Origin of the sequence: Vibrio qinghaiensis, assembly GCF_002257545.1 — a bacterium.
Lineage (GTDB): Bacteria > Pseudomonadota > Gammaproteobacteria > Enterobacterales > Vibrionaceae > Vibrio > Vibrio ordalii.
On record NZ_CP022741.1, the window covers coordinates 663,551 to 690,330 of the forward strand.

At 44.9% G+C, this 26,780-nt stretch carries 23 protein-coding genes; 17 read left to right on the forward strand and 6 right to left on the reverse strand.

Features of this window, described 5'->3' with window-relative positions; genetic code table 11:
- Positions 1–44: 44 nt before the first annotated feature.
- Positions 45–1,550 (reverse strand): exopolyphosphatase, encoded by a 1,506-nt coding sequence (gene ppx / locus CCZ37_RS03205; protein ID WP_010320432.1) that lies wholly within the window; start codon positions 1,548–1,550, stop codon positions 45–47.
- Positions 1,531–3,630 (reverse strand): polyphosphate kinase 1, encoded by a 2,100-nt coding sequence (ppk1, locus tag CCZ37_RS03210; RefSeq protein WP_094499732.1) that lies wholly within the window; start codon positions 3,628–3,630, stop codon positions 1,531–1,533. The genes ppx and ppk1 overlap by 20 nt, the downstream gene beginning before the upstream one ends.
- Positions 3,631–3,876: 246 nt before the next feature.
- Here ppk1 and CCZ37_RS03215 point away from each other — a divergent pair, with 246 nt between their 5' ends.
- From CCZ37_RS03215 to phoU, 4 genes are read left to right on the forward strand one after another with little or no spacing between them, the layout of a single operon-like run.
- On the forward strand, positions 3,877–6,078 hold the full coding sequence (locus tag CCZ37_RS03215) for an ABC transporter permease subunit (RefSeq protein WP_010320430.1): 2,202 nt from the start codon (positions 3,877–3,879) through the stop codon (positions 6,076–6,078).
- A 39-nt stretch (positions 6,079–6,117) separates the two neighbouring features.
- Positions 6,118–7,764 carry a phosphate ABC transporter permease PstA gene (pstA, locus tag CCZ37_RS03220; protein WP_094499733.1) on the forward strand — a complete coding sequence of 549 codons (1,647 nt, stop codon included), beginning with the start codon at positions 6,118–6,120 and terminating at the stop codon, positions 7,762–7,764.
- A gap of 2 nt (positions 7,765–7,766) precedes the next feature.
- A complete protein-coding gene (gene pstB, locus CCZ37_RS03225; protein ID WP_010320428.1) occupies positions 7,767–8,585 on the forward strand; it encodes a phosphate ABC transporter ATP-binding protein PstB in 819 nt (272 codons plus the stop codon).
- Positions 8,586–8,621: 36 nt separating this feature from the next.
- Complete coding sequence (gene phoU / locus CCZ37_RS03230; protein WP_010320427.1) at positions 8,622–9,320, forward strand: phosphate signaling complex protein PhoU; 699 nt, start codon at positions 8,622–8,624, stop codon at positions 9,318–9,320.
- Between the two features lie 66 nt (positions 9,321–9,386).
- On the opposite strand, the gene CCZ37_RS03235 is transcribed toward phoU, so the two are convergent.
- Both CCZ37_RS03235 and CCZ37_RS03240 read right to left on the reverse strand, forming a co-directional pair.
- Positions 9,387–10,223: a copper homeostasis protein CutC gene (locus CCZ37_RS03235; RefSeq protein WP_013857514.1), complete on the reverse strand. Its 837-nt coding sequence runs from the start codon at positions 10,221–10,223 to the stop codon at positions 9,387–9,389.
- A 157-nt stretch (positions 10,224–10,380) separates the two neighbouring features.
- Positions 10,381–10,992, reverse strand: a complete 612-nt coding sequence (locus CCZ37_RS03240; RefSeq protein ID WP_010320425.1) for a peroxiredoxin C — start codon at positions 10,990–10,992, stop codon at positions 10,381–10,383.
- A 197-nt stretch (positions 10,993–11,189) separates the two neighbouring features.
- Between CCZ37_RS03240 and CCZ37_RS03245 the strand changes: the two genes are divergently transcribed.
- From CCZ37_RS03245 to aceA, 3 genes are all read left to right on the forward strand, one after another.
- Positions 11,190–12,092, forward strand: coding sequence for a hydrogen peroxide-inducible genes activator (locus CCZ37_RS03245; protein WP_010320424.1), 903 nt, complete (start codon positions 11,190–11,192; stop codon positions 12,090–12,092).
- A gap of 591 nt (positions 12,093–12,683) precedes the next feature.
- Positions 12,684–14,318: a malate synthase A gene (gene aceB, locus CCZ37_RS03250; RefSeq protein WP_094499734.1), complete on the forward strand. Its 1,635-nt coding sequence runs from the start codon at positions 12,684–12,686 to the stop codon at positions 14,316–14,318.
- Between the two features lie 163 nt (positions 14,319–14,481).
- Positions 14,482–15,792, forward strand: coding sequence for an isocitrate lyase (gene aceA / locus CCZ37_RS03255; RefSeq protein ID WP_010320421.1), 1,311 nt, complete (start codon positions 14,482–14,484; stop codon positions 15,790–15,792).
- Between the two features lie 92 nt (positions 15,793–15,884).
- Here aceA and CCZ37_RS03260 read toward each other — a convergent pair whose 3' ends face one another.
- On the reverse strand, positions 15,885–16,331 hold the full coding sequence (locus CCZ37_RS03260; RefSeq protein WP_010320420.1) for a CBS domain-containing protein: 447 nt from the start codon (positions 16,329–16,331) through the stop codon (positions 15,885–15,887).
- A 228-nt stretch (positions 16,332–16,559) separates the two neighbouring features.
- Between CCZ37_RS03260 and queA the strand changes: the two genes are divergently transcribed.
- The 5 genes from queA to secF all read left to right on the forward strand — a co-directional run bounded on the left by queA (position 16,560) and on the right by secF (position 22,149).
- Positions 16,560–17,612, forward strand: coding sequence for a tRNA preQ1(34) S-adenosylmethionine ribosyltransferase-isomerase QueA (gene queA, locus CCZ37_RS03265; RefSeq protein WP_094499735.1), 1,053 nt, complete (start codon positions 16,560–16,562; stop codon positions 17,610–17,612).
- A 128-nt stretch (positions 17,613–17,740) separates the two neighbouring features.
- Positions 17,741–18,871, forward strand: a complete 1,131-nt coding sequence (gene tgt / locus CCZ37_RS03270; protein WP_094499736.1) for a tRNA guanosine(34) transglycosylase Tgt — start codon at positions 17,741–17,743, stop codon at positions 18,869–18,871.
- Positions 18,872–18,978: 107 nt separating this feature from the next.
- Complete coding sequence (gene yajC, locus CCZ37_RS03275) at positions 18,979–19,311, forward strand: preprotein translocase subunit YajC (RefSeq protein ID WP_013857505.1); 333 nt, start codon at positions 18,979–18,981, stop codon at positions 19,309–19,311.
- A 19-nt stretch (positions 19,312–19,330) separates the two neighbouring features.
- Positions 19,331–21,187 carry a protein translocase subunit SecD gene (gene secD / locus CCZ37_RS03280; protein ID WP_010320416.1) on the forward strand — a complete coding sequence of 619 codons (1,857 nt, stop codon included), beginning with the start codon at positions 19,331–19,333 and terminating at the stop codon, positions 21,185–21,187.
- Between the two features lie 14 nt (positions 21,188–21,201).
- Complete coding sequence (gene secF / locus CCZ37_RS03285; protein ID WP_094124962.1) at positions 21,202–22,149, forward strand: protein translocase subunit SecF; 948 nt, start codon at positions 21,202–21,204, stop codon at positions 22,147–22,149.
- Positions 22,150–22,323: 174 nt separating this feature from the next.
- Here secF and suhB read toward each other — a convergent pair whose 3' ends face one another.
- A complete protein-coding gene (gene suhB / locus CCZ37_RS03290) occupies positions 22,324–23,127 on the reverse strand; it encodes an inositol-1-monophosphatase (RefSeq protein WP_013857502.1) in 804 nt (267 codons plus the stop codon).
- Positions 23,128–23,304: 177 nt separating this feature from the next.
- Here suhB and trmJ point away from each other — a divergent pair, with 177 nt between their 5' ends.
- The 5 genes from trmJ (at position 23,305) to iscA (ending at position 26,737) form a co-directional block, all read left to right on the forward strand.
- Complete coding sequence (gene trmJ, locus CCZ37_RS03295; protein ID WP_094499737.1) at positions 23,305–24,033, forward strand: tRNA (cytosine(32)/uridine(32)-2'-O)-methyltransferase TrmJ; 729 nt, start codon at positions 23,305–23,307, stop codon at positions 24,031–24,033.
- A gap of 115 nt (positions 24,034–24,148) precedes the next feature.
- Positions 24,149–24,670, forward strand: a complete 522-nt coding sequence (iscR, locus tag CCZ37_RS03300) for a Fe-S cluster assembly transcriptional regulator IscR (RefSeq protein ID WP_026027698.1) — start codon at positions 24,149–24,151, stop codon at positions 24,668–24,670.
- A gap of 26 nt (positions 24,671–24,696) precedes the next feature.
- Positions 24,697–25,911: an IscS subfamily cysteine desulfurase gene (locus tag CCZ37_RS03305; RefSeq protein ID WP_094499738.1), complete on the forward strand. Its 1,215-nt coding sequence runs from the start codon at positions 24,697–24,699 to the stop codon at positions 25,909–25,911.
- Positions 25,912–25,967: 56 nt separating this feature from the next.
- A complete protein-coding gene (gene iscU, locus CCZ37_RS03310) occupies positions 25,968–26,351 on the forward strand; it encodes a Fe-S cluster assembly scaffold IscU (protein ID WP_010320409.1) in 384 nt (127 codons plus the stop codon).
- 62 nt (positions 26,352–26,413) lie between these two features.
- Entirely contained in the window at positions 26,414–26,737 is a 324-nt protein-coding gene (gene iscA, locus CCZ37_RS03315; protein WP_010320408.1) for an iron-sulfur cluster assembly protein IscA, read from the forward strand.
- Positions 26,738–26,780: the final 43 nt, after the last annotated feature.

A 26,780-nucleotide genomic window follows, 5' to 3' on the forward strand; every position in this document is an offset into this window, starting at 1 on the left:
GAGCTGAACGCTCGCTATTTTTTTATCAAATCCAACTGCTCAAATCAAAAATTGAGTTGCCAACCGACACTTCGCCAATGCTGTTGTTCACAAATAAGATCCGCATGTAATAATTTGTTGTTTTCCAACCAGTGGGCATCTTCACATTCCAGCTTCCATTCATCATCCTTTGCGCTAAGTGTTAGCTCAGGAAGAGGATCATCATTACGCTGGCTATTGACAACAATCGCTAAACGCAGCACGCGAATGAGGCCAATAATGTGCTTTTTCTTAAACAAGGTGAAATCATTCATTTCTTGCAGCTTGAGGGATTTGCGTTGAAAGCGCGCTAAGGTCGACAGTACCTGTTGCTGTTCGCTGTTAAAACCGGGCATGTTGGTGTGACGCAAGATATAAGCAGAGTGCCGATGAAAGCCTTGTAAGCTGATGCTCAAACCCACTTCATGCAATAACGCTCCCCATTCCAAAAGATCAAACAGTTCGCTGCCTTTTTTTAATCCCAGCTCTGAGGCTACATTTTGTAGGAACTCTTTCGCGTGACCTTTTACTTTAGCGGCATGCTCCAAGTCTACCAGATGCTTCATCGCGAGGTTTTCAGTAGTGCGTAAACGGATATCGGAATATTTGAACCGATCTTCCATCTCATAAAGTAAGCCTTCTCGTAATGCACCATCAGAAAAATGCATCTCTTTCACACGCAGCGATTTTAAAACCGCGCTTAAAATGGCAACTCCCGCAGCAAAAACGGGTTTTCTATCGTCAGTCAACGCGCTGAGTTCGATCTCATCAATACTTTGCCATTCACAGAGTTTTTCAATGAGTTTATTGACTCGCTCAAGCGTGATGATGCCATCATCAAAGCCCAAACCAATCAGTACTTCGTGAATGGCTTTGATGGTTCCTGACGAGCCGAAGGCGACTTCCCACCCTTTTTTGCGATATTTCGCCGCAATAGATTCGATTTTTTGCTCGGCGGCTAATATCGCATGAGCGAAGTTTCTGCTTGAAAGCCTACCATCCGCGAAATAACGGTTGGTATAGCTGACACATCCCATTTGTTTACTGTTGATTAGATCTGGTTCAAACCCTTGACCAATCACCATTTCGGTACTGCCGCCACCGATATCCACCACCAACATAGACGCTGCTTGAGGTTGAGTATGCGCCACGCCTAAATAAATTAAGCGTGCCTCTTCGACTCCGGGAATGATTTCAATAGGGAAAGGCAGTACCTGTTTGGCTAGTTGCAAGAATGTATGAGCATTATTGGCTTGACGCAGCGTATGCGTGGCCGCGATGCGAACGTTTTCAGGTTCAAAACCTTGTAGCCGCTCGGCAAACATTGCTAAGCATTCAAGTCCTCGCTCTATGGCATCGGCATCCAAATTTTTTTGTTCATCTAACCCAGCCGCCAAGCGTACACGTTGCTTATGACGGCTCACCAGTTGCAGATTTTGATCGACGACTTTGGCCACCACCATATGAAAGCTGTTAGAGCCTAAATCGATGGCCGCAATATCGCGAATAGTATTAGTTGGGTTGATTGTCATGTAAGGGTTCTTTGCTCTTTCTGGTCTGTCTTTCTACATTCTTAAGATAGTCGTAGATGGCAAATTGCGAACGCACTTTTTTACGGTTACCACGTTCTACATAATTATTGCTCATCTCTTTGTCTATCCAGCGCGCTTTCACTGTATCGGTAAATTGTAAATTCATTATGTCAATCATACGCTGTTTCAAACGTGGGTCACGAATTGGTGTGGTTACTTCGATACGATGATCGATATTGCGCGTCATCCAATCGGCAGAGGAGATATACACCAGCGGGTTGCCATCATTGTGCGTAATAATGACACGAGGGTGCTCCAAAAAGCGATCAACGATGCTGATGATTTTGATATTGTCACTCACGCCCTCAATTCCCGGAACCAGTGAACACATGCCCCGGACGATCATCTTAATTTGTACGCCCGCGCTACTCGCACCATACAGTTTATTGATCAACCCTTTATCCACTAAGTTATTTAACTTTAAAGTGATTGCGGCTTTTTTACCAAGTTTCACATTGGCGATTTCACTGTCGATTAATCGATAAAGCTGAATACGAGAGTTTCTTGGCGACACAATGAGATGGCTAAATTTAACTGGGCGGTAAGGGTTTTCAATATAGCCAAACACGTTTCGTACTTCGGTAGCAATTTCATTGTCGGCGGTTAGTAGTGAAAAGTCCGTATAGATACGGGCGGTTTTTTCATGGAAGTTGCCCGTGCCGATGTGTGCGTAGCGAACGATGCTATCCTGTTCTTTACGGCTAATCAGCAGTAACTTAGAGTGAATTTTTAGTCCGGGGGCACCAAAAATTACTTGGACCCCCGCTTCGGTTAAAATACGGGACCATTCAATGTTGGCTTCTTCATCAAACCGTGCTTGTAACTCAACCACTACCACCACTCGTTTGCCATTGTGTACTGCATCGACGAGCGAATTCATTAAGCGAGAATCTTTGGCAACACGATAAATATTGATTTTGATGCTGATCACTTTGGGATCAAACGAGGCTTGCCTTACCAACTCGGTAATGTGTTCAAATGAGTGGTAAGGATAGTGAAGTAGAATATCCTGAGCGCGAATCGCATCAAATGCATTGGCAAAACCTTCAAAGTCAGCACATTGCATGGGTGGTAGCGGCTTGTTTTCTAAATAGTCACGCCCCACGTTTGGGAACCCAATAAAATCTTTAAAGTTATGGTAACGACCACCAGGAAGCAGGCTATCATAGTGCGATATTTTGAGTTTTTCGCACAAGAATTTAAGCATTTTTGTCGGCATTTCACGTTCATAAACAAAGCGTACGGGCATAGCACTTAAGCGTTGATTCAACCCTTCTGACATCTGTTCTAACAAACTGTATTCGACTTCCCGTCGCAAGTCATATTCCGCATCACGTGTCATTTTCATCGCGTAACCCGTGAGCTCTTCATAGTCAAAAAATCCGCGGAAAATCTCATCGAGACAGTGGCGAATGATGTTGTCCAATAAGATGATGGTTTTGCGGCGTTTGCCCTTTTGCTCCGGCACCATGACAAAGCGCGGTAGGTGGTCTGTCGGGATTTCAATCAGCGCATATTGGCTGCGGTCATTGTGTTTGAGCTCAACGGCAATGTAGGCGTATTCATCTTTCAAAAATTGCATGACATCAATGTCGTCAGTCATGAGCAGCGGTGTAATATGCGGGCGCACTTCTTTATGGAAATACTTAGTGATCCATTTTTTTTGAGTCTCATCCAACTGCGTTTCATTAACCAAGAAGATACGGCGACGTGCCATTTCTAAAATCAGCTCATTATAGAGATTGTCGAAATCTTGGTTGAGTTTGAACGCCTTACTTTGCATTCGTGTCAGCAAATGCTTGGTAGTATCGTTACCACCACGTTCGCGGTTGATCAAAATTTGCCGTTTTACATCAGAAAAGCGAACTTTATAGAACTCATCCAAATTGTTAGAAAAAATACCTAAAAATCGTATTCTTTCGATTAAAGGCACGGTCTTATCTGCGGCTTCTTGCAATACGCGTTCATTAAATGAAAGCCAGCTCAATTCCTTGTCGACATACAACTTGTCCGTACTCATTCATGTTACCTTTTTACTCATTGACGTTTTAAATGATTCACCCTCTGCATGTTGATGTGCGATCCTGCACAGCAATCAATTCGGGTATTGATGTTCATGCAAATTATGCCTTTTATGTGACATTTTTATTTCAAGCGCAGAACTTGAGTATAGTTGTTTTATTTTCAGTCGTTTATTGCGAGTTGTAATATACTTGTCACGAAAATTACATATTATACGCAGACAAAAAAAAGAGTAGAGAGATTGATGGCACCAAGTGAATTTTCATTGAAGGAACGTGACAGAAAACGGCTTATAAAAGATCGTTTGGTTCGCCTTGCAGTGAGTTTTGGTGGCGTGAGTGTGCTTGGCGCTTTAGTGCTGATTTTTGTCTATCTTGCGATGGTTGTTTTCCCTCTTTTTGGTAGTGCAAAAATTGAAAGTAACGTGGCGCAAGTGAGTGTAAGTACATCCAATCCTCAATTTTTGGCCATAGATGAATACGGTGAGAATGCTTTTGTTGTTGACCTTGACGGCAGCATGAACTTTTGGCCCTTGGACGGCAAAACGGAACACGCATTGTGGTCGGATCATCTCCCGATTCGCGTTGATCTTTTTAGCCAAGCTCCCCCGCTGGATGGGTGGTTTGCCGCTAGCAATGTGGCGGGAGAGGTCTTTATTGCTCGCCCTAAATTCAGTTATCTGCATAGCGTGGAAGGTCGTCAGTTTTCTCCTTATCTTGAGCGCGTCAGTTTACCCTCTACCTTTCGGCTGACTCATAAAGCGCAAACATTGCGCCAGTTTGCCTTTTCCGTTACCGATGAGCTTATTTTCTTTGCTTCTTATCTCGATAATGATGAAGTGATAGTACAAACCTTGGCGAGTGATAACGTCGAGTCAATTCAGCGCTTTGTGTTTCAAGGCTCATTTCCTTCTTTGGACCAATTGCTTTTTACGCCAGATGGTAAAACGCTTTATCTTCGCTCAGGGTCCGAATTGGTTGTTGCAGTTAAGAGTCGTCAAGGTTATTTCGTGCGAGAAGTGGTTGATTTAAGCCAAGGTAATTCTGATCGAGCCGTGACACAAATCAACTTATTGTCCGGTGCTTATTCGCTACTGGTGACTCACCGTAACGGCTTAGTGTCACAATGGTTTGATGTGCTGCAAAATGAAGAACGTCAACTGACTCAGATTCGTAAGTTTAAATTAGCGCCGCAGGTGACGCTGTTACTGCCGGATACTTATCGCAAAGGTTTCTACAGTTTCTACCCTAATGGCACAATCCAAAGTCACTATACGACCAGTGAAAAACTGGTGTTGTTTGAGAGGATGTACAACAAAGCCCCTCAATTAGCCGCCATGTCCAATAATGAGCTTTATCTCGCTACGTTGAGCGAGCAGAAGATCAGCGTGGCAAAAGTGGATAATGATTATCCTGAAATATCACTCTCATCATTGTGGCAAAAAGTGTGGTACGAAAGTTATCCAGAGCCTCAATATGTGTGGCAATCGACGTCAGCGAACGATGAATTTGAGCCTAAGTTTAGCCTAGTACCGATAGCCTTTGGCACTCTTAAGGCCGCAGCATACGCAATGTTATTTGCGATACCGATTGCGGTGTTTGGCGCGATTTACACGGCTTATTTTATGTCACCGAGAATGCGCCGAGTGGTGAAGCCGTCGATTGAATTGATGGAAGCGTTACCAACCGTCATTATTGGTTTTTTAGCGGGGTTGTGGTTTGCGCCATTAATTGAAAGCCATCTCGCGGCGGTCGGAGCGTTGCTGCTATTTTTACCCATTGTGATGTTACTCGTTGGACTAGGTTGGCACCTATTACCGAGAGCGTGGGTGCGAAATTTTTCAAATGGGTGGCACGCATTGATACTAATCCCCGTATTAGTCGTTAGTGCAGTCGTTATCTTTTCGCATAGCAGCCAAATTGAAGCTTGGCTATTTGATGGCGATATTCAGATTTATCTCGCGCAAAACGGCATCGATTTTGATCAGCGTAATGCGCTGGTGGTTGGTTTTGCTATGGGCTTTGCCGTCATTCCAACCATTTTCACTATTGCGGAAGATGCGATCTTTTCCGTACCTAAACATCTTTCTGATGGGTCATTAGCATTAGGCGCAACACCTTGGCAGACATTAACCAAAGTGGTGTTGTTAACGGCAAGTCCTGGCATATTCTCGGCGATCATGATGGGTTTGGGGCGAGCCGTCGGAGAAACAATGATCGTTCTTATGGCGACGGGTAATACACCTATTTTAGATTGGAATATTTTAGAAGGGATGCGCACCCTATCGGCAACGATTGCGGTTGAGTTACCAGAGTCGGAAGTGGGGAGCTCCCATTATCGGTTGCTTTTTTTAGCGGCACTATTGCTACTGATGTTCACCTTTTGTGTCAACTCGATTGCTGAATGGGTCAGACAAAGGTTGCGTGCCAAATATCGCGCTTTGTAATCAAGGTGCTTTGTAATCAATTGGGAAAAATCATCATAAATGTTTAAGTGGTTTCAATCAGGTTCACCTTGGATATGGTTAACAGGCGGTGCTGTCAGCATCAGCCTGATTTCGGTATTGGGCTTGCTCCTGTTTATTGGTTGGAAAGGATTAACCTATTTTTGGCCGACGCCACTTTATCAATGGCAAACTCAAGAGGGACAAGCACTGGTTGGTCAGCTCTACTCTGAGGAAAATGTGCCATTAACACACTTAAGAGCGTTAGATATTACGTGGCCCAAAGCCATACTGGATGCTGGGCAAGTGAAGCGGCTCAGTATCAAAGTCGCTAACCGAGAGCGAAATCATGCGGACTTTGTCTCGATACTGGATGTTAAACTGTCGGATAAACAAATGCCTAGCGGGTGGGCGGTAATAGAACGTAAGAGTAACGGACAGTTTTATGGCAAGCCGATTGCTTATTTGCAAACCGATGGAAGCGAGAGTTCGGATGTTCAAACCATGCTCGCTGCAGGAATGCAGGATGTCACGTTATTGAGAGAGCAAATGGACGATGTGATTGACCAAGAGATCCGAGTCATTGGCTTTGCCGCCGAAAAATTACGTTTAGAGAAGCGTCGTAAAGAACTCAATGGAAAGCTAGAACGAACCTATTTAGAGCACTATTTTCATAAAAAGCAGGATTGGGATAGCCAATTAGCTATTGCCGAACAAAAGTTAGATGCGCTGCGCCAGCAAATGAATGGGCCGTCGTTGATTGTTGAAGAGATGAGTGGGCAACGAGTGGCGATTCCACTTAGCCAAATTCTCGATATTTGGTATCCCAATGATATGACTTTGGCGCAAAAATTGGTCCAGTGGGGAAAGCAGGTGTGGCTCTTCCTATCAGAAGATCCCCGCGAATCGAACTCTGAAGGCGGCGTATTTCCAGCCATCTTTGGTACCGTGCTGTTGGTGTTGTTGATGTCGATTATCGTCATGCCACTTGGTGTTGTGGCGGCTATTTATCTGCATGAATACGCAAAAGAGAATCTGTTTACTCGTATCATTCGTGTTGCGGTTATCAACCTTGCTGGTGTGCCATCGATTGTTTATGGGGTGTTTGGTCTTGGTTTTTTTGTTTACACCATCGGCTCATCGATTGATACGCTACTCTATAGTGAAAGGTTACCGGCCCCCACTTTTGGTACGCCTGGCTTACTGTGGTCGGCGCTCACATTAGCGGTGTTAACTCTACCCGTAGTGATTGTGACGACGGAAGAAGGGTTAACACGGATTCCCAGCGCAGTACGCCATGGCTCGTTAGCATTGGGCGCTACCCATTTTGAGACGATTTGGCGCATAGTCTTGCCGATGGCAAGCCCTGCGATTATTACTGGGCTTATCCTCGCCATTGCGCGAGCCGCGGGTGAGGTTGCCCCTTTGATGCTGGTGGGTGTGGTCAAACTGGCGTCAAGTTTACCAGTGGATGGCGAGTTTCCCTTTGTACATCTTGAGCGAAAATTCATGCACTTAGGTTTTCATATTTACGATGTTGGTTTCCAAACGACCAACATCGAAGCGGCTAGGCCACTGGTGTACGCCACTTCATTTTTATTGGTGACAGTGATTGTGGCACTGAATTTAACGGCCATCAGTATCCGCAATAACTTGCGTGAGAAGTATCGAACGTTAGGGCAAGATTAATTATGTTTTCCATCAATCAAACTTTGGGTTATCACGCCCCGTTAGATGTCAATAATCTGAGCGATCAACAAACGGCGATTGCAATTGAAGATCTGAATCTGTTCTATAAACAGACTTGTGCGCTGAGCCATATTTCAATGCGCATTCCCAAAGGACAAGTGACGGCGTTTATCGGCCCTTCCGGTTGTGGTAAGTCAACCTTACTGCGCTGTATTAACCGAATGAACGATCTGGTCGAAGGGTGTCGAGTTGAAGGTGAAGTCAAACTGCATGGTAGAAACGTCTATCATCCAGATGTGGATGTTGCCACGTTGCGCCGTCGAGTGGGGATGGTATTCCAACGACCCAACCCATTTCCGAAATCCATTTATGAAAACGTAGTGTATGGGCTTCGTCTACAAGGAATTAAAAATAGCCGTACTTTAGATGACTCCGTTGAGCGAGCTTTAAGAGCCGCTGCGTTATGGGATGAAGTGAAGCATCGCCTACATGAAAATGCATTTGGCCTTTCGGGTGGGCAGCAGCAACGCTTAGTGATCGCCAGAGCGATTGCTATTGAGCCAGAGGTGCTGTTGCTTGATGAGCCAACCTCTGCGTTAGACCCAATTTCTACGTTGACCATCGAAGAGTTGATTAACGATCTCAAAACCAAATACACAGTGGTGATTGTGACGCATAACATGCAACAAGCGGCAAGAGTAAGCGACCATACGGCTTTTATCCATATGGGAAAATTGATTGAGTATGCGGATACTGATTCTATTTTCACCTCCCCATTGAAAAAACAAACGGAAGACTATATTACTGGTCGATATGGTTAATACTTTCGTCAATAGCGATATTCAAAAGGAACGATGATGCATCTAGGTCGCCACATTTCAGGACAGTTCAATGTTGAACTTGAATCGATTCGCACTCATGTATTGACGATGGGCGGGCTGGTGGAGCAACAACTCTCTTTTGCGATGCAAGCATTGCATAAAGATGATGCCGATCTGGCCAGAAAAGTCGTTCGGGATGATCACAAAGTGAATGCGATGGAAGTCTCTATTGATGAGGCTTGCACGCGTATTATCGCTAAGCGACAACCGACAGCCAAGGATCTGCGCTTGATCATGGCGATCATCAAAACCATTACCGACCTTGAACGAATTGGTGATGTTGCCACCAAAATTGCCTACGTCACTATCGAAAGCCCTTCACCTAAAGAGAGCAAATTTCGAGTTTCTCTTGAACCCTTATGCCGGCAAGCCATTGCAATGTTGCACCAAGTGTTGGATGCGTTTGCGCGGATGGATCTTGAATCGGCTGCTGAAGTGTACCGCTTGGATGACAAGCTGGATGCCGAATATGAAGCAGTGATCCGCCAACTGATGACCTATATGATGGAAGACCCTAAAAATATCCCACATATATTACAAGTCATGTGGTCTGCACGAGCCATCGAACGCGTGGGCGATCGCTGCCAGAACATCTGTGAATACATCATCTATTTTGTTAAAGGTAAGGATGTGCGCCACTTAGGTAAACAATCGATTGATGACATCCTCAAATAGCCTTTTGGGTAAAGTAAGGTGAAGGAAAGTGATTCACCTTACATCAAGACATAACGGTCGCCGAAGTTAAGAAAGCTGGCGTAATACCTCTTGGATTTTAGCCGGATCGGTAATTGGGATGAGGGTGTCATCGACAGACTCTTGGCCCATTTTCACCGCATTGGCGATCATATCCATGCTACTTGCACGCGTGGTTTTGCCGGACAAATGCACTTCAGTGATGCCCGTTTCACGGATAATGTCAGTCACGTTTGATGCGTTTAAGCCAGCCCCAGCCATAATAGAGAATCGACCATTCGCCAGTTTCACCATGTGTGCAATTACGGCTCGTCCTGCATAGGCATCTGGCGCTAAACCTGAAGTAAGTACACGCTCACATCCTAATTTTGCAATGTCTTCAATCGCTTGTTCATAGCTGTGGCATTGATCAATCGCACGGTGGAAAGTGGTACCCAGCCCTTGCGCGGCTTGCATCATCAGTAAGCTTGCTTCAAGGTTGATGGTGCGATTTGGATTCAAAATACCAAAGACGATGCCGTCTAGTCCCGCCTGTTTTGCCATCTCGATATCGATCAACATCGAATCGAGATCATCCTGATCATAAAGAAAGTCGCCTTGACGCGGACGAATCATCGCGTAAACAGGAACGCTCGATATTTGTGCGGCCTTTTTCATTAAACCAAAGCTGGGCGTCAGTCCACCCAATGCGAGCGACGAACACAATTCAATGCGAGTAGCCCCGCCTTTAATGGCGTTGTGTAGCGATTCAATATTATCAATACACACTTCAACTTGAATATTCATAGCAAAATCCTGCTGGAAAAATTTGGTTAATGTTAGCAAGTTAGAGTAGTGACGTCTGTGTGATTGAGGTAAGAAATAGGGGTAAAGTTTACCAACCAATGCTGCCTCATTTTCACTAAATGAACGGCAACGAAAAAGCCCAAAGCGTTAGCTTTGGGCTTGGATAAGGACTTTACTTCTTAACTGATTGGCGATGCGTTTTACGCTTTATTATATGTCCAACCATTGACCCGAGTTGAGCGCGGGCTAAGGAGAATTATTTCTTGCCTAGGTCGTCTGAGTGCTCAGCTAGGAATGCTGCAACACCTTTTGGAGATGCATCCATACCGGCTTTGCCTTCTTCCCACTGTGCTGGGCACACTTCACCATTCTTTTGGTGGAAGTTAAGCGCATCAACCATACGTAGCATTTCGTCGATGTTACGGCCTAGTGGTAGGTCGTTCACAACTTGGTGACGTACAAGACCATCTTCGTCGATGAGGAAAGAACCACGGAAAGCAACGCCTGCTTCTGGGTGCTCAACATCGTACGCTTTACAGATTTCGTGCTTCACGTCAGCGATTAGCGGGTATTTTACTTGGCCAATGCCACCGTTTTCGATAGCGGTATTACGCCATGCGTTGTGAGAGAATTGAGAATCGATAGATACACCGATTACTTCAACGCCTTTCGCTTGGAAATCTTCGAAGCGTTTGTCAAAAGCGATAAGCTCTGATGGGCAAACGAAAGTGAAGTCTAGTGGGTAGAAGAAAACAACCGCTTTCTTACCTTTAGTAAATTCTGCGAAGTTGAAGCTATCAACGATTTCACCGTTACCAAGAACAGCTGCTGCAGTAAAATCAGGGGCTTTACGACCAACTAGTACCATTTTTTTGCTCCTAAGAATGAGATTTAGTTCCAAACCAGTGATGAGTACTGGCCTAGTCCGTTTTTGAACGAGACAAACTATAGTACAGATTGTAGGATAGTAAAAAGCGAAATAAATAGATTAGTCTCATCGAAAAAAACGATGAGTTCTAATGGCGAAATCAGAAACGGCACACAAAATAAGATAATAGTAGAACGATGAATAAATGGCCTAGTTTGAAGCAGTTGCATTATTTAGTAACACTCCACGAAACACGACATTTTAGTGATGCCGCTGAACGTTGTTTTGTTAGTCAATCTACCCTAAGTAAAGGGATCCAAAATTTAGAGGAATTAATAGGCTGCCCGCTTTATGAAAAGGACAAGAAAGCTCCGTTAGTGTTTACTCAAGCAGGAGAGCTGGTTGTTAGCCAAGGAAGAGAATTGCTTGCCAAAGGGCAAGATTTAGTGGAACTCGGCAAGGTTTGTCAAGGCGATGAGATGCAGGGGCAACTTAAGTTAGGTTGCATTCCAACCATTGCTCCATTTTTACTGTGTGATTTAGTGCAAGAAGTGAATGTCCGCTTTCCTAAGTTAAACTTATTATTGCGAGAAGATACGACGACGAACCTTTTGGCTGCACTGCGCCATGGTGAGCTTGATGTGTTGATTTTGGCTTTGCCTGTCGATATCGGCAAAATGGAGAGCCGAGTCGTGGGGATTGATCCATTCAAAATGGTGATCAGCCGCCATCAAATGGATAGCATCCGTATGCCAATCAAGTATGCTGACCTGCCTGATGAATCGGTGTTTTTGCTCGAAAATGTGCACTGTTTAACGGATCATGCTGTGTCGGCTTGCAAGTTAACCGCCAAAGAGAAAATTAATCCATTTACCGCAACCAGTTTACACACCTTAGTGCAGATGGTTGCCAATGGTTTAGGGACGACTTTCATTCCACAAATGGCAATCAATCATGGCTTAGTTGAAAACCAAAATTTAGTGGTCATCGAGCCTCCTGGCCAGCAAGCGTATCGAGAGATTGGTTTAGTCTGGCGGCCAAGTTCATCGCGAACTCACACTTTTAAGCAGTTAGCGGATGTGGTTTCTGGTTTACTTTAGCGATTAGTCTTACTCTTTCTTTGGCCTAAAAAATCAAAAAGTCACTTTAAACGTGGCTTTTTTTAGTTTTTTATTCTGTTAGTGTTTTTAAACTTGTAAAATTTTACAAACAATTCTTGATGAAGTTTTCATAAAATAAAAAATATTTACAGCCACAATTTTACACATCCTATTTTCTCTTGCGTTTAAAAATAAGGCATCTGTCTCGCTCGGTTAGTCGTAAATTCAAGCCTTACTGCGTCTGACATCATTTCGAACGTCTGTTTAAAACTAAAATCTGCCTTTTTGAGTTGTGTAATTAAATAACGTAATAACTTTCACATTTGGCAGGAAAATCAAACATGGGTTTGAAACGGGATAAAACTTTGTTTTTAACCTTTTATTAACTTTGGCTCTTTTGCTGAATGATGAGTTGATGTAAGGTTTAATAAGGTTTTGTAAGACTTATGTCTAGCTTGGTTAGGCTTGAAATATTGGATTGGCTGAGAGAAAGTATCGGTAGAGATAAGTCAGTGGATAGCAAAAAATGAGCATTTGAATTTGTGGTTTTTAAATTACAAATGTAGTTGGAATGGTTTAAGGAAGAACGTTATGTTTGCACAGACCCCAGAAACAGAGTTAGTACTCAGTAAAGAACACCACGAAGCCAAGCTTGAGGTTGTTGGTGCCGTTGGCTCACATCACCACGCTATTTTCCCTTCAGAAGCCCAAATCTTCTTGTCCACTCTGTGTGCTAAATTTGCAAGCCGTGTTGATTCGCTGCTGGATGCTCGAGAAGAGCGACAAACACGTATTGATAACGGAGAACTGCCGGATTTTCTCAAGGATACGCAAGATATTCGCGAAGGAAGCTGGAAAATTCTCGGTATCCCACACGATTTACAAGATCGTCGAGTGGAGATTACGGGGCCAACCGACCGAAAAATGGTGATCAATGCATTGAATGCTAACGTCAAAGTGTTCATGGCGGATTTTGAGGATTCGATGTCACCAGCATGGGATAAAGTGCTGGATGGGCAAGTCAATTTGCGTGATGCCATTGAAGGAACCATTAGCTATACCAACCCTGACAATGGTAAGTGCTACCAGCTTAAAGATAACCCAGCGGTGCTCATTTGTCGGGTGCGCGGTCTGCACCTTAAAGAAAAGCATGTTAAATATGCAGGGCAAAGTATTCCGGGTTCGCTGTTTGATTTTGCACTCTACTTTTACAACAACTATAAATCATTGCTTAAAAAAGGCAGCGGCCCTTATTTTTATCTTCCAAAACTTCAGGCCTATCAAGAAGCAAAGTGGTGGAGTGACGTTTTCCATTTTACCGAAGAGTATTTTGGGTTAGAAACTGGCACCATTAAAGCCACCGTATTGATTGAAACCTTACCTGCTGTGTTCGAGATGGACGAAATATTGTTCTCGCTTAAAGAACACATTGTCGGCTTAAATTGTGGCCGCTGGGATTACATTTTCAGTTATATCAAGACATTGAAAAATTATCCGGATCGGGTGCTACCCGATCGCCAAGTTGTCACAATGGAAAAGCCGTTTCTTAACGCCTATTCACGCTTACTGATCTACACCTGTCATAAGCGTGGCGCATTTGCGATGGGCGGTATGGCCGCGTTCATTCCAGCTAAAGATCCCCAAGAAAATCAGTTGGTTCTCGATAAAATTCATCACGATAAATTACTCGAAGCCAATAATGGTCATGACGGTACTTGGGTTGCCCATCCCGGTTTAGCGGATACGGCAAAAGCGGTCTTTGACCAAGTACTTGGCGAACGTTGTAACCAATTAGATGTTACGCGTCTGTCTGATGCGCCGATTCATGCCAATGAGCTGTTGACCCCGTGTGAAGGGGAACGTACCGAACATGGCATGCGTCATAATATTCGAGTTGCACTTCAGTACATCGAAGCATGGATCTCCGGTAATGGCTGTGTCCCCATTTATGGTTTGATGGAAGATGCGGCGACCGCAGAGATTTCTCGAGCGTCAATATGGCAATGGATCAAGCATGGAAAAGCCTTGGATAACGGTCTGATTGTTACCAAAGCGCTTTTTGAGCAGTATCTTGCGCAAGAAATTGAAGTCGTGAAACAGGAAATCGGCACGCAGCGATTTACACAAGGACGATTTAGCGAAGCGGCACAATTGATGGCTCGCTTAACTACCAGCGATGAGCTGACACATTTTCTCACCGTTCCGGGTTATGACTACCTAGATTGATGAGATTTAAAACCAATATCTAATAACCAATATCTAATAACCAATAACCAATAACCAATTACTGACAACCAATAACGTGAAGCTGTTTTCGAAAGCAGAATAGGTCGTACTGCTGAGAAAAGGATGACAGTGCGCTTGCGCATCAAAATAAGAGGGATAGACCATGACATTAACTCGCCGCCAACAAATCGAAGCTCTAGAAAAAGATTGGGCAACCAACCCACGCTGGAAAAATGTAAAGCGTACTTATACTGCTGCTGAAGTGGTTGACCTGCGCGGTTCAATCACTCCAGCCAACACCTTGGCCCAATGTGGCGCTGATAAATTGTGGTCACTGGTTAACGGCAGTGCCAAAAAAGGTTATGTGAACTGTTTGGGTGCATTGACAGGTGGCCAAGCGGTACAACAAGCCAAAGCGGGAATTGAGGCGATTTATCTCTCCGGCTGGCAAGTAGCGGCAGACAACAACACCGCTTCCACCATGTACCCAGACCAATCACTCTATCCAGTCGATTCTGTTCCATCGGTGGTCAAGCGCATCAACAACTCGTTTCGTCGTGCCGATCAAATTCAGTGGGCGGCCGGAAAATCACCGGAAGATGAAGGTGGTATTGATTACTTCTTACCGATTGTGGCCGATGCTGAAGCCGGTTTTGGTGGCGTACTCAATGCTTACGAGTTGATGAAGTCGATGATTGAAGCTGGAGCGGCCGGTGTGCACTTTGAAGATCAGTTGGCGTCAGTAAAAAAATGCGGACACATGGGCGGCAAGGTTTTAGTTCCGACTCAAGAGGCGGTTCAAAAATTGATTGCCGCTCGTTTAGCTGCTGATGTAGCGGGGACAACGACACTGGTTATTGCTCGTACTGATGCAAATGCGGCCGATTTACTGACTTCTGATTGTGATGAATACGATCGTGATTTCATTCAGGGTGAGCGTACTCAAGAAGGTTTCTACCGTGTGAATGCTGGGATTGAGCAAGCGATTTCACGCGGCCTCGCTTATGCGCCGTATGCTGATCTCGTGTGGTGTGAAACCGCTAAGCCTGATTTGGATGAAGCGCGCCAATTTGCCGAAGCAATTTTAGCGCAATACCCAGATCAACTGCTGGCTTATAACTGTTCTCCCTCTTTCAACTGGGAGAAAAACTTGGACGCAGACACCATTGCTCGTTTCCAGCAAGAGTTGTCGGACATGGGGTACAAATATCAATTCATCACCTTAGCGGGCATTCATAACATGTGGTACAACATGTTTGAGTTAGCACACGCTTACGCGCAAGGCGAAGGTATGCGTCATTACGTTGAGAAAGTTCAGCGTCCAGAGTTTGAAGCAGCATCAAGAGGTTATACCTTTGTTGCACACCAACAAGAGGTGGGAACGGGTTACTTTGACCGGATGACCAATACCATCCAAGGTGGCAGCTCTTCCGTGACCGCGTTAACGGGCTCTACCGAAGAAGACCAATTTTAATTAGCTATACTTCCCAATCATTATCTGTGTAACACCTTTGAGCGGCGTAAGCCGCTCTTTTTTATGTGAGGTACTTATATAGGGAGTGAGCGTTAATCAATATCGACTTCGTCCGGTTCACTCTCTTCTTGTAGCTCAAGTAAGGTAACAGCTACTCCAATAAAGTCCGTGTCAGTAATAATGCCCACTAGTTGGCCTTTATCTACAACGGGTAAGCAGCCTACTTTATGTTTTTGCATGTAGATGGCACTCTCTTTTAAGCCCGCTCGTGGGTCAACCGTCATAATTTCAGTATGCATCACCTCATATAACGGCGTTGTCAGTGTATATGATTGATCTTCAGGGATGTTTTTTAAGCTCGACTCTTGCGCGGCAAGAATATCTCGATGAGTAATGATACCGAGCAGTTTTTTGTGTGGATCGACGATAGGGATATGGCGAATATCCAACGCTTCCATAGTGTGCTTAGCATCGGCTAACGTGTGTGTACGCAACAGGGTATGGGGGTTGCGAGTCATCATGTCTTCAATTTTGATCATAACGAGCTCCTTTTTATTATTGACCTGATTCAACTATAGTTTTTTCTGCGCAAAAGATCTGAGAGCTCCCGCTATTTTTACTTTGATTGATGCGTAAAGATTGGGTGCCATTTTCATGTTTAATTACATTAAATTTAGATCTGGGTCTGACGAGCGAAGCAGTTTGCGTATATACTACGGCGCTTAAAAAAATTACGTCATCCACTCAAAACGAACAAGATAAGAACTATGCAAGTTTCAGACTTTCACTTTGAACTTCCCGATGAGCTGATTGCTCGTTACCCAATGGCTGAACGTACGGCGAGTCGCTTACTGCAATTAGACGGTAACAGCGGTGAACTGGCGGATGGCTCATTTAAAGATGTTCTTGACCGAGTTCAGCCCGGCGATTTATTGGTTTTTAACAATACACGTGTCATCCCGGCTCGCATGTTTGGGCGCAAAGCTTCAGGCGGCAAACTGGAAGTATTGGTCGAACGAATGTTGGATGAACAGACGATTTTAGCTCATGTTCGCTCATCTAAGCCGCCAAAACCGGGCAGTGAGTTGTATTTGGGAGAGCGTGACGAATATCATGCACAGATGGTGGCTCGCCATGACGCGTTGTTCGAGATTCGTTTTACAGCGTCAAAGACGGTACTGGAGATCTTAAATGAGATTGGTCATATGCCGTTGCCGCCTTACATTGACCGTCCTGATGAAGATGCTGATAAAGAGCGTTATCAAACCGTATACAACCAAAAACCGGGAGCTGTCGCTGCACCGACCGCCGGTTTGCATTTCGATGAGGCTCTGCTTGAACAAATCAAAGCGAAAGGCGTCGAATTTGCTTATGTAACCTTGCATGTTGGTGCTGGAACCTTCCAGCCAGTACGAGTCGACAATATTCACGATCACCATATGCATGCAGAATATGTTGAAGTGCCACAAGAGGTAGTCGATGCCGTCAACGCGACGAAAGCGCGTGGTGGCCGAGTGATCGCTGTTGGAACTACGTCGGTGCGCTCACTGGAAAGTGCCGCGCAAGATGCGCTTAAAAAGGGCACTGAGCTGGTTCCTTTTTTCGGTGACACTGAAATTTTCATCTTCCCTGGTTATGAATATCAGTTGGTGGATTGCTTAATCACCAACTTCCACTTGCCAGAGTCGACACTGATTATGCTCGTCAGCGCTTTTGCAGGTTATGAGCATACTATGGCCGCGTACGCGCATGCCGTGAAACATCAATATCGTTTCTTTAGTTATGGTGATGCGATGTTTATCACCAAGAACACCAATTAACGAGTGCTAGCATTACGCTAGGAGAAGAAGCTCCGCTTCGTTTTTCGCTAGGAATTGGCGACCGCTCTAGAGGGGTGCTTGCACCTAATCATGATACGTCAGACTGTTTCTCTGACATTGGAGGCTTCGTGAAGTTAACATTCGAACTTAAAAAGAAAAACGGAAATGCTCGCCGTGGGCAATTAACCTTTGAACGTGGCACAGTGCAAACACCGGCATTCATGCCTGTAGGTACTTACGGCACAGTAAAAGGTATGACACCGGAAGAAGTAAAAGAGACGGGCGCAGAAATTTTGCTCGGTAATACTTTTCACCTGTGGCTGCGCCCTGGCCAAGAAGTGATGAAAATGCACGGCGACTTGCATGATTTTATGAACTGGCAAGGCCCGATCCTCACCGATTCAGGTGGTTTCCAAGTGTTTAGCTTGGGTGATATTCGCAAAATCACGGAAGAAGGAGTGCATTTTCGTAACCCAGTAAATGGTGACAAGATTTTCATGGACGCAGAAAAGTCGATGGAAATTCAAAAAGATCTGGGCTCTGACATTGTAATGATTTTCGATGAGTGTACGCCGTACCCTGCGACGCACGACGAAGCGAAAAAATCAATGGAGATGTCTTTACGTTGGGCGCAGCGTTCACGTGACCATTTCGACAAATTAGAGAACACCAACTCGCTATTTGGTATCGTGCAAGGCAGTGTTTACGAAGATTTGCGTGATGTTTCCGTGAAAGGTTTAACTGAGATCGGATTTGATGGCTACGCGGTTGGTGGCTTAGCGGTGGGTGAACCTAAAGAAGACATGCACCGTGTACTTGAGCACACTTGTCCACAATTGCCAGAAGACAAACCACGCTACCTGATGGGTGTCGGTAAACCTGAAGACTTAGTAGAAGGGGTACGTCGCGGTATCGATATGTTTGACTGTGTGATGCCAACGCGAAATGCACGTAATGGCCATCTATTTGTGACGGGTGGTGTGATCAAGATCCGTAATGCAGTACATAAAACCGATACAACTGCGCTGGATCCGCATTGTGACTGTTACACTTGCAAAAATTATTCGAAGTCGTATTTACACCATCTGGATCGTTGTAACGAAATTCTGGGTGCGCGTTTAAATACTATTCATAACTTACGTTATTACCAACGCCTGATGGCAAGCATTCGTTTAGCGATTGAAGAAGATCGCTTCGACGCGTTTGTTGAGGAGTTTTATGCTCGTCGCAATCGTGAAGTTCCACCAATGGGCCAATAACGGTTTTGCTGCGTTTTGCTTAATTTGTGAAGTGATAAACTTGAAATTAAGCCAACGCAGCCCAATTAGAATCACATTACACAACAATATTTTAGAGGACGTTTTCAATGAGTTTAATTTCTGTAGCACACGCAGCAGGTGAAGGTGCATCACAAGGTGGCGGTTATGAAATGCTGATCATGCTTGGTATGTTTGCGGTTATTTTCTACTTCATGATTTACCGCCCACAAGCCAAACGTGTTAAAGAGCATAAAAGTTTGATGGCCGCCATGACTAAAGGTGATGAAGTGTTAACCAGTGGCGGTTTAGTGGGTAAAATCACTAAAATCGCAGAAGACAGCGATTACATCTCTATCGAACTGAATGTGAACAATGAAATTGTGATCAAAAAAGATTTCATTACAGCGGTGCTACCAAAAGGTACGCTTAAGTCTTTATAACAGCTAAAGGATCCTTGCTGTGCTAAACCGTTATCCGTTATGGAAGTATTTGTTAGTGGTGTTCGCCATCACTCTCTCTGCTTTATATGCACTTCCAAATATTTACGGTGAAGATCCGGCAATTCAAATTACAGGGGCGCGTGGCGCCTCTGTTGATATGTCAACGCTGGATGCTGTCACCAAAGCTCTTGATAAAGAGAGCCTTTCTCATAAATCCATTGCTCTAGAGAATGGATCAATTCTTGTTCGATTTAACGATACCGATACTCAAATCAGTGCGCGTGATGTGGTGAGTGAAGCGTTAGGCAAAGATACAATTGTTGCACTTAACCTTGCTCCTTCAACGCCTTCTTGGTTGGAATCGATTGGCGCGGCACCGATGAAGCTTGGCCTTGATCTGCGTGGTGGTGTTCACTTCTTAATGGAAGTGGATATGGACGCTGCGATGGAAAAATTGATTGGCCAGCAAGAAGAAGCGTTTCGCAGCGAACTGCGTGATGACAAAATTCGCTACCGAGCCATTCGCTCAGTGGGCAACGACCGAGTGGAAGTCACTTTGCGTGACGATGAGCAATTAGCGCAAGCACAGCAAGCATTAACGTCGAAACATCCTGATATGATTTTTACTACGTCTAAGGCTGACGGTCGCTTTGCGCTGATTGCTCTATTTACCGAGCAGCGTTTGCAGGAAGTTCGAAATTACGCCGTTGAGCAGAACATCACGATTTTGCGTAACCGTGTTAACGAATTAGGGGTCGCTGAACCCTTAGTGCAACGTCAAGGTGCCAGCCGCATTGTGGTTGAGTTACCGGGGGTTCAAGATACCGCTCGTGCTAAAGAGATTCTTGGCGCAACCGCGACTCTTGAGTTTCGTGAAGTTGATGACAAGGCTGATTTAGCCGCCGCGGCTTCTGGTCGTGCTCCTGCTGGGAGTGAAATCAAATCCGATCGTAATGGTCGCCCGGTTGTCTTGAAAAAACGCGTGATTCTAGGTGGTCAAAGTATCACGGATGCCAGCTCTAGCATGGATGAATATGGTCGCCCGCAAGTGAACATTTCGTTAGATAGCGAAGGCGGAAATAAGATGTCGGCGTTCTCTAAAAAGAACATTGGCAAGCTTATGGCAACGGTATTTGCAGAGTACAAAGACAGCGGCCGTCGGACAGCTGATGGCAAAGTGATTCTCGATAAGCATGAAGAAGTGATCAACCAAGCAACGATTCAGTCGGCTCTTGGGCGTAACTTCCGTATCACGGGAATTGACTCTGCTGCAGAAGCTCAAAACCTTGCACTTTTACTGCGTGCAGGTGCGTTAATTGCGCCAATCTCTATTGTTGAAGAGCGTACCATTGGCCCATCAATGGGACAGCAAAATATTGATATGGGCATTCAAGCCTGCATCTGGGGTATGGTTGCGGTGATGCTCTTTACGCTGCTTTACTACCGTGGTTTTGGCTTGATTGCCAATATTGCATTGATGGCGAACCTTGTGCTCATTATTGGTGTAATGTCGATGATCCCCGGTGCGACAATGACCTTGCCGGGTATTGCGGGCATCGTATTGACGGTCGGTATGGCCGTGGATGCTAACGTTCTGATCTTCGAGCGTATTCGTGAAGAGCTCCGTGATGGCCGAAATCCACAACAAGCTATCCACCAAGGCTATGCTAACGCGTTCAGTACCATTGCTGATGCCAACATCACTACGTTGATCACGGCAATTATTCTATTTGCTGTGGGTACTGGAGCCATCAAAGGGTTTGCCGTCACACTTTCCATCGGTATTTTAACCTCAATGTTTACCGCTATTATCGGGACTCGCTGTATCGTGAACTTGATATACGGTGGTAAACGCATTAAAAAATTGTCGATCTAAGGCTAGGAATTACTATGTTTCAGATTCTAAAAGCAGATAAAACGATCGACTTTATGCGTTGGTCTAAATTTGCGTTTTTATTCTCTCTTTTAATGATTGGTGCGTCTATTTTCACTTTATCAACCAAGTGGTTGAACTGGGGACTGGACTTCACCGGCGGTACTTTGATTGAAGTTGGGTTTGAACACCCAGCTAATCTTGAAGATATCCGTGGTGCACTTGAAGCAAAAGGGTTTGGTGATGCAACCGTGCAGAACTTTGGTTCTGCGCGTGAAGTGATGGTTCGCCTTCGTCCACGTGCGGACATGGTTGGCGAGACGTTAGGCAATCAAATTCTTTCTGCTATTAAAGAGGGGACAGGAAAAAGTGTCGAGATGCGTCGCATTGAGTTCGTTGGTCCGAATGTGGGCGATGAATTAGCTGAAGCAGGAGGCTTAGCGATTTTAGCTTCGCTCATCTGTATTTTGCTTTATGTCTCTGTTCGTTTTGAATGGCGGCTCGCAGCGGGTGCGGTAATGTCATTGGCACACGATGTGATCATCACGCTTGGTATCTTCTCTATCATGCAAATTGAGGTTGATTTAACGATTGTTGCCGCTTTGCTGACCGTTGTCGGTTACTCGCTCAACGATACGATTGTGGTATTTGACCGCATCCGTGAAAACTTCCGTAAATTGCGTAAAGGTGATTCAGCCGAGATCATGAACAGCTCAATTACCCAAACCTTGAGCCGGACTTTGATTACATCGGGAACCACCTTGCTGGTGGTGATCGCACTCTTTGTGCAAGGTGGGGCGAACATACATGGTTTTGCCACCGCTTTACTGCTCGGTATCACCGTGGGTACTTATTCATCTATCTATGTCGCATCAGCGTTGGCATTGAAATTGGGAATTACCCGTGAGCACCTACTTCCACCTCAAGTGGAAAAAGAGGGTGCGGAGTTCGACGAACTTCCTTAGCAGCCTGAAAGTTTCTTAAATAGCCAAAGCCGCAGAATATTCTGCGGCTTTTTTCTAACCATCCCACCGCGGTCACTCTAAGTAGCAAAGTATAAAACGAAACTAAAAAAGCCTCGTATATTGCTATACGAGGCTTGAATCAATTTTGACGGTGTTGATGGTATTTAGTGCAACCTATTTAAGAATAGCGCTGTTACCGTTATCACGAATGTGTTTCAAAATCGCTTTAACACCACGGGCACTTGAACCTACAATGTTGCCCGATTTCATGTATTCAGTACCGCCAGAGAAATCGGTAAGAATAACGCCTGCTTCACGAGCGATCAGCTCGCCAGCGGCTAAATTCCAAGGTCTTAAACCCAGTTCAAAGTAACCATCGACACGGTTTGAAGCTAGGTAACATAAATCAAGCGCAGGAGAACCAGTACGACGGAAATCGGCACATTCAACAAACAGTGCAGACATAATCTTCATGAAAGATTCGGCATGTTGCTTTTGTTTGTATGGGAAACCTGTGGCGAGAATCGTGCCTTGAAGATCTTTTAACTGTTTTACACGAAGGCGTGAGTTGTTTAATTGCGCACCAGCGCCACGTTGAGCGGTAAACAGCTCATTGCGCATTGGGTCATAAACACAAGCAACTTCCGTTTTGCCTTTAATGCGAACTGCGATAGAAACGGCGAAGTGGGGTAAACCTTTGACGAAGTTTGTTGTGCCATCCAGTGGGTCGATGATCCATTGAACGTCCTTATCTTTACCGTCGATAAGCCCGTTTTCTTCAGCAACGATACTGTGTTCTGGGTAAGAACTTTTGATTGTATCGATGATCATAGTTTCTGCTTCTTTGTCTACGTTAGTAACAAAGTCATTAGTCCCTTTCTGAGTTGTTTCGATTTTCTCAGTATTTTCTAGTGATTTAGCAATATGGTTACCAGCTTTTCGCGCAGCGCGAATAGCAATGTTTAGCATTGGATGCATACAGTTTTCCCAACGGATGTTAAAGAACGAAAAAGCGGGCAGCAGTATAACAAAGTTTTATTAAAAAGGAAGTGGCTATTTTTTGCTCGGTTGTTCATATGTAGCTAAAGGACCTGACCATTTTAGTCAGCTTTATGTTAGTATTCTGTCGTTTAAAATAGAGTGGCGCACAACGTAATGCTAGACAATGTAAAAATCATTTTAGTAGGGACATCTCATTCAGGAAATATTGGTTCTGCTGCCCGAGCGATGAAGGTCATGGGCCTAAGTAAAATGATTTTGGTTTCACCTCAATGTGAGGTAGACGCTCAAGCGATCGCTCTAGCTGCTGGGGCAAGCGACATTGCTTTAAATGCGGAGATCGTGGATACGCTAGAGCAGGCTGTCGCAGATTGTGGCCTGGTGGTTGGGTCAAGTGCGCGCTCACGAACTTTGGAGTGGCCAATGCTTGAACCACGTGAATGTGGCGAAAAATTTGCGCAAGAGGGGCTACATTATCCTGTTGCTTTGGTGTTTGGCCGAGAAAAAACCGGGCTGACCAATGATGAACTGCAAAAGTGCCATTTTCATGTGTGCATTCCGGCTAATCCTCAATACAGTTCGTTAAACCTGGCTATGGCCGTACAAACATTGAGTTATGAGGTGCGTGTTGCTTACCTAAATAATGAAAAAAAAGCTTATCAAGCCCAGCCAGAAGAAGCGTATCCTCTGCATCACGAATTAGAAATGTTCTATCAGCATCTTGAAAAAGTGGTTATAGAGACGCAGTTTATTTCAAAGGATCAGCCTGGTCAGGTGATGAACAAACTCCGCCGGCTATTTACTCGTTCGCGTCCTGAGTCTCAAGAAATCAATATGTTGCGTGGCGTTCTGACCTCAATTGAGAAGCATCGCAGCAATCAATAATTATCCAGATTAATAATAGGGTTAAATACCTGACTAAATTAGTCAAATAAATACTTGACCTATTTAGTCGGGTATGGGAAAATTCCAACCACATAATCAATGTGGATACGGTGATATGAGACTTACATCTAAAGGAAGATATGCGGTTACAGCCATGTTAGATGTGGCTCTGCATTCGCAGCAAACCCCAGTGCCACTGGCGGATATTTCCGAACGGCAAGGCATTTCGCTCTCTTACCTTGAGCAGCTGTTTTCTAAACTGCGTAAAGCGGGGCTAGTTGCTAGTGTGCGTGGTCCAGGTGGTGGATACCGCTTAGGGGCTGATGCCTGCTCAATTTCGATTGGTACTGTGATTGCCGCTGTTGATGAATCAGTTGATGCAACAAAATGTAATGGAAGAGCCGACTGCCAAGGTGGTACTCGCTGCTTAACTCATACATTATGGCGAGATCTTAGCTCTCGCATTAGTGACTTTCTGAACAACATTACTCTTGGCGAGTTAATGATTGATAATGAAGTACTAGAAATTTCTGACCGCCAAGGCTTGGGCCTGACGGTGAACCACGGGTTAACCAATAAAAATACCAATACCGTGATTATCGGCTCGGTGCCCGTAGGTCTTAATGCCCGCTCATAGCGGCAATGTTTACATTGGAGTAGAAAATGAAACTGCCTATTTATTTTGACTATTCAGCTACCTGTCCAGTTGACCCTCGCGTGGCTGAAAAGATGGTTCAGTACATGACGATGGATGGTGTTTTTGGTAATCCAGCATCGCGATCGCATCGTTATGGCTGGCAGGCAGAAGAAGCCGTAGACACTGCGCGTGAGCAAATTGCTGAGCTGCTTAATGCTGATCCTCGCGAAATCGTATTCACATCCGGTGCGACAGAGTCAGATAACCTTGCGATTAAAGGTGTGGCGCATTTCTATGCCAAGCAAGGTAAGCATATCATTACCTGTAAAACCGAGCATAAAGCGGTGCTTGATCCATGTCGTCAGCTTGAGCGTGAAGGTTATGAAGTGACCTATCTTGAGCCAGGAACGAATGGCTTGATTGATCTAAAAAAATTAGAAGCGGCAATGCGTGATGACACAATTTTGGTGTCGATCATGCACGTGAATAACGAAATTGGCGTAATTCAGGACATCATGGCGATCGGTGAGCTTTGCCGTGAACGCAAGATAATTTTCCACGTAGATGCAGCGCAATCTGCCGGTAAAGTTCCCCTTGATGTACAAGAAATGAAAGTGGATCTTATCTCCCTTTCAGCGCATAAAGCGTATGGACCTAAAGGGATTGGCGCATTATATGTTCGCCGTAAACCTCGTATTCGTCTTGAAGCGCAAATGCACGGTGGCGGCCATGAACGTGGTTTCCGCTCAGGCACATTACCAACGCACCAAATCGTAGGTATGGGTGAGGCATTCCGCATTGCTAAGCAAGACATGCAAAAAGATTTTGACCACGCAAAAGCATTGCGTGATCGTCTACTCGCAGGTGTACAAGACATGGACGCCGTGAGTGTGAATGGCGATTTAGATCAGCGTGTTCCGCACAACCTGAATATTAGTTTTGCCTTTGTTGAAGGCGAATCGCTGCTGATGTCTTTGAAAGACTTAGCAGTATCATCAGGTAGTGCTTGTACGTCGGCCAGCTTAGAGCCGTCATATGTACTACGTGCGCTTGGCTTGAACGATGAAATGGCGCACAGTTCAATTCGTTTCTCATTTGGCCGTTTTACGACCGAAGAGGAAGTGGACTACGCCGTTGAACAAATCCGCGTAGCCGTAAGCAAATTACGTGACATGTCTCCTCTATGGGATATGTATCAAGAGGGTGTGGATTTAAACACCGTTGAATGGGCACATCACTAGTCCTTTAAAAGGCACTGGTTTATTCCCAAGGAAATAGAGGATTAGAGGTAACTATCATGGCATACAGCGAAAAAGTAATTGATCACTATGAAAACCCACGTAATGTTGGCTCTTTTGATAAAGAAGATCCAACCATTGGTAGTGGTATGGTTGGCGCTCCAGCTTGTGGCGACGTAATGAAGCTACAAATTAAAGTGACGCCAGAAGGCATCATTGAAGATGCAAAATTTAAAACCTACGGTTGTGGTAGCGCGATTGCTTCGAGCTCACTGGTTACTGAATGGGTCAAAGGCAAGAGCATTGACGAAGCGGCAGCCATCAAGAACTCTGAAATCGCGGAAGAGCTAGAGCTTCCACCAGTGAAAGTTCACTGTTCGATTTTGGCAGAAGATGCGATCAAAGCTGCCGTTGCCGATTATAAAAAGAAACACCAACAATAATATTAAGGGAGTGAATGATGGTTCACTCCCATAAGTTCAAACTAAGAATCTAAGGTTGTAGTATGGCCATTACCTTAACTGAAACAGCAGCACATCGCGTTCGAGCATTCCTAGATAACCGAGGCAAAGGCGTAGGTTTACGTCTTGGAGTGAAAACAACAGGCTGCTCGGGTATGGCTTACGTGCTTGAATTCGTTGATGACGTTAACGAAGAAGACGAAGTGTTTGAAGATCATGGTGTCAAAGTGATTATCGATTCGAAAAGCCTCGTCTACCTTGATGGCACACAGCTTGACTATGTCAAAGAAGGGCTAAACGAAGGTTTTGAGTTCAACAACCCGAATGCAAAAAGCGAATGTGGTTGTGGTGAAAGCTTCAACGTGTAACGGATTGGCTTTCGGCGTGACTAGGCTCACTTGAGCCTAGTGC

Bases quoted from the DNA above. Each gene is read 5' to 3' on its own strand.
- ppx (WP_010320432.1), bottom strand. From the start codon at position 1,550: ATGACAATCAACCCAACTAATACTATTCGCGATATTGCGGCCATCGAT.
- ppk1 (WP_094499732.1), bottom strand. From the start codon at position 3,630: ATGAGTACGGACAAGTTGTATGTCGACAAGGAATTGAGCTGGCTTTCA.
- CCZ37_RS03215 (WP_010320430.1), top strand. From the start codon at position 3,877: ATGGCACCAAGTGAATTTTCATTGAAGGAACGTGACAGAAAACGGCTT.
- pstA (WP_094499733.1), top strand. From the start codon at position 6,118: ATGTTTAAGTGGTTTCAATCAGGTTCACCTTGGATATGGTTAACAGGC.
- pstB (WP_010320428.1), top strand. From the start codon at position 7,767: ATGTTTTCCATCAATCAAACTTTGGGTTATCACGCCCCGTTAGATGTC.
- phoU (WP_010320427.1), top strand. From the start codon at position 8,622: ATGCATCTAGGTCGCCACATTTCAGGACAGTTCAATGTTGAACTTGAA.
- CCZ37_RS03240 (WP_010320425.1), bottom strand. From the start codon at position 10,992: ATGGTACTAGTTGGTCGTAAAGCCCCTGATTTTACTGCAGCAGCTGTT.
- CCZ37_RS03245 (WP_010320424.1), top strand. From the start codon at position 11,190: ATGAATAAATGGCCTAGTTTGAAGCAGTTGCATTATTTAGTAACACTC.
- aceB (WP_094499734.1), top strand. From the start codon at position 12,684: ATGTTTGCACAGACCCCAGAAACAGAGTTAGTACTCAGTAAAGAACAC.
- aceA (WP_010320421.1), top strand. From the start codon at position 14,482: ATGACATTAACTCGCCGCCAACAAATCGAAGCTCTAGAAAAAGATTGG.
- CCZ37_RS03260 (WP_010320420.1), bottom strand. From the start codon at position 16,331: ATGATCAAAATTGAAGACATGATGACTCGCAACCCCCATACCCTGTTG.
- queA (WP_094499735.1), top strand. From the start codon at position 16,560: ATGCAAGTTTCAGACTTTCACTTTGAACTTCCCGATGAGCTGATTGCT.
- yajC (WP_013857505.1), top strand. From the start codon at position 18,979: ATGAGTTTAATTTCTGTAGCACACGCAGCAGGTGAAGGTGCATCACAA.
- secF (WP_094124962.1), top strand. From the start codon at position 21,202: ATGTTTCAGATTCTAAAAGCAGATAAAACGATCGACTTTATGCGTTGG.
- suhB (WP_013857502.1), bottom strand. From the start codon at position 23,127: ATGCATCCAATGCTAAACATTGCTATTCGCGCTGCGCGAAAAGCTGGT.
- trmJ (WP_094499737.1), top strand. From the start codon at position 23,305: ATGCTAGACAATGTAAAAATCATTTTAGTAGGGACATCTCATTCAGGA.
- iscR (WP_026027698.1), top strand. From the start codon at position 24,149: ATGAGACTTACATCTAAAGGAAGATATGCGGTTACAGCCATGTTAGAT.
- CCZ37_RS03305 (WP_094499738.1), top strand. From the start codon at position 24,697: ATGAAACTGCCTATTTATTTTGACTATTCAGCTACCTGTCCAGTTGAC.
- iscU (WP_010320409.1), top strand. From the start codon at position 25,968: ATGGCATACAGCGAAAAAGTAATTGATCACTATGAAAACCCACGTAAT.
- iscA (WP_010320408.1), top strand. From the start codon at position 26,414: ATGGCCATTACCTTAACTGAAACAGCAGCACATCGCGTTCGAGCATTC.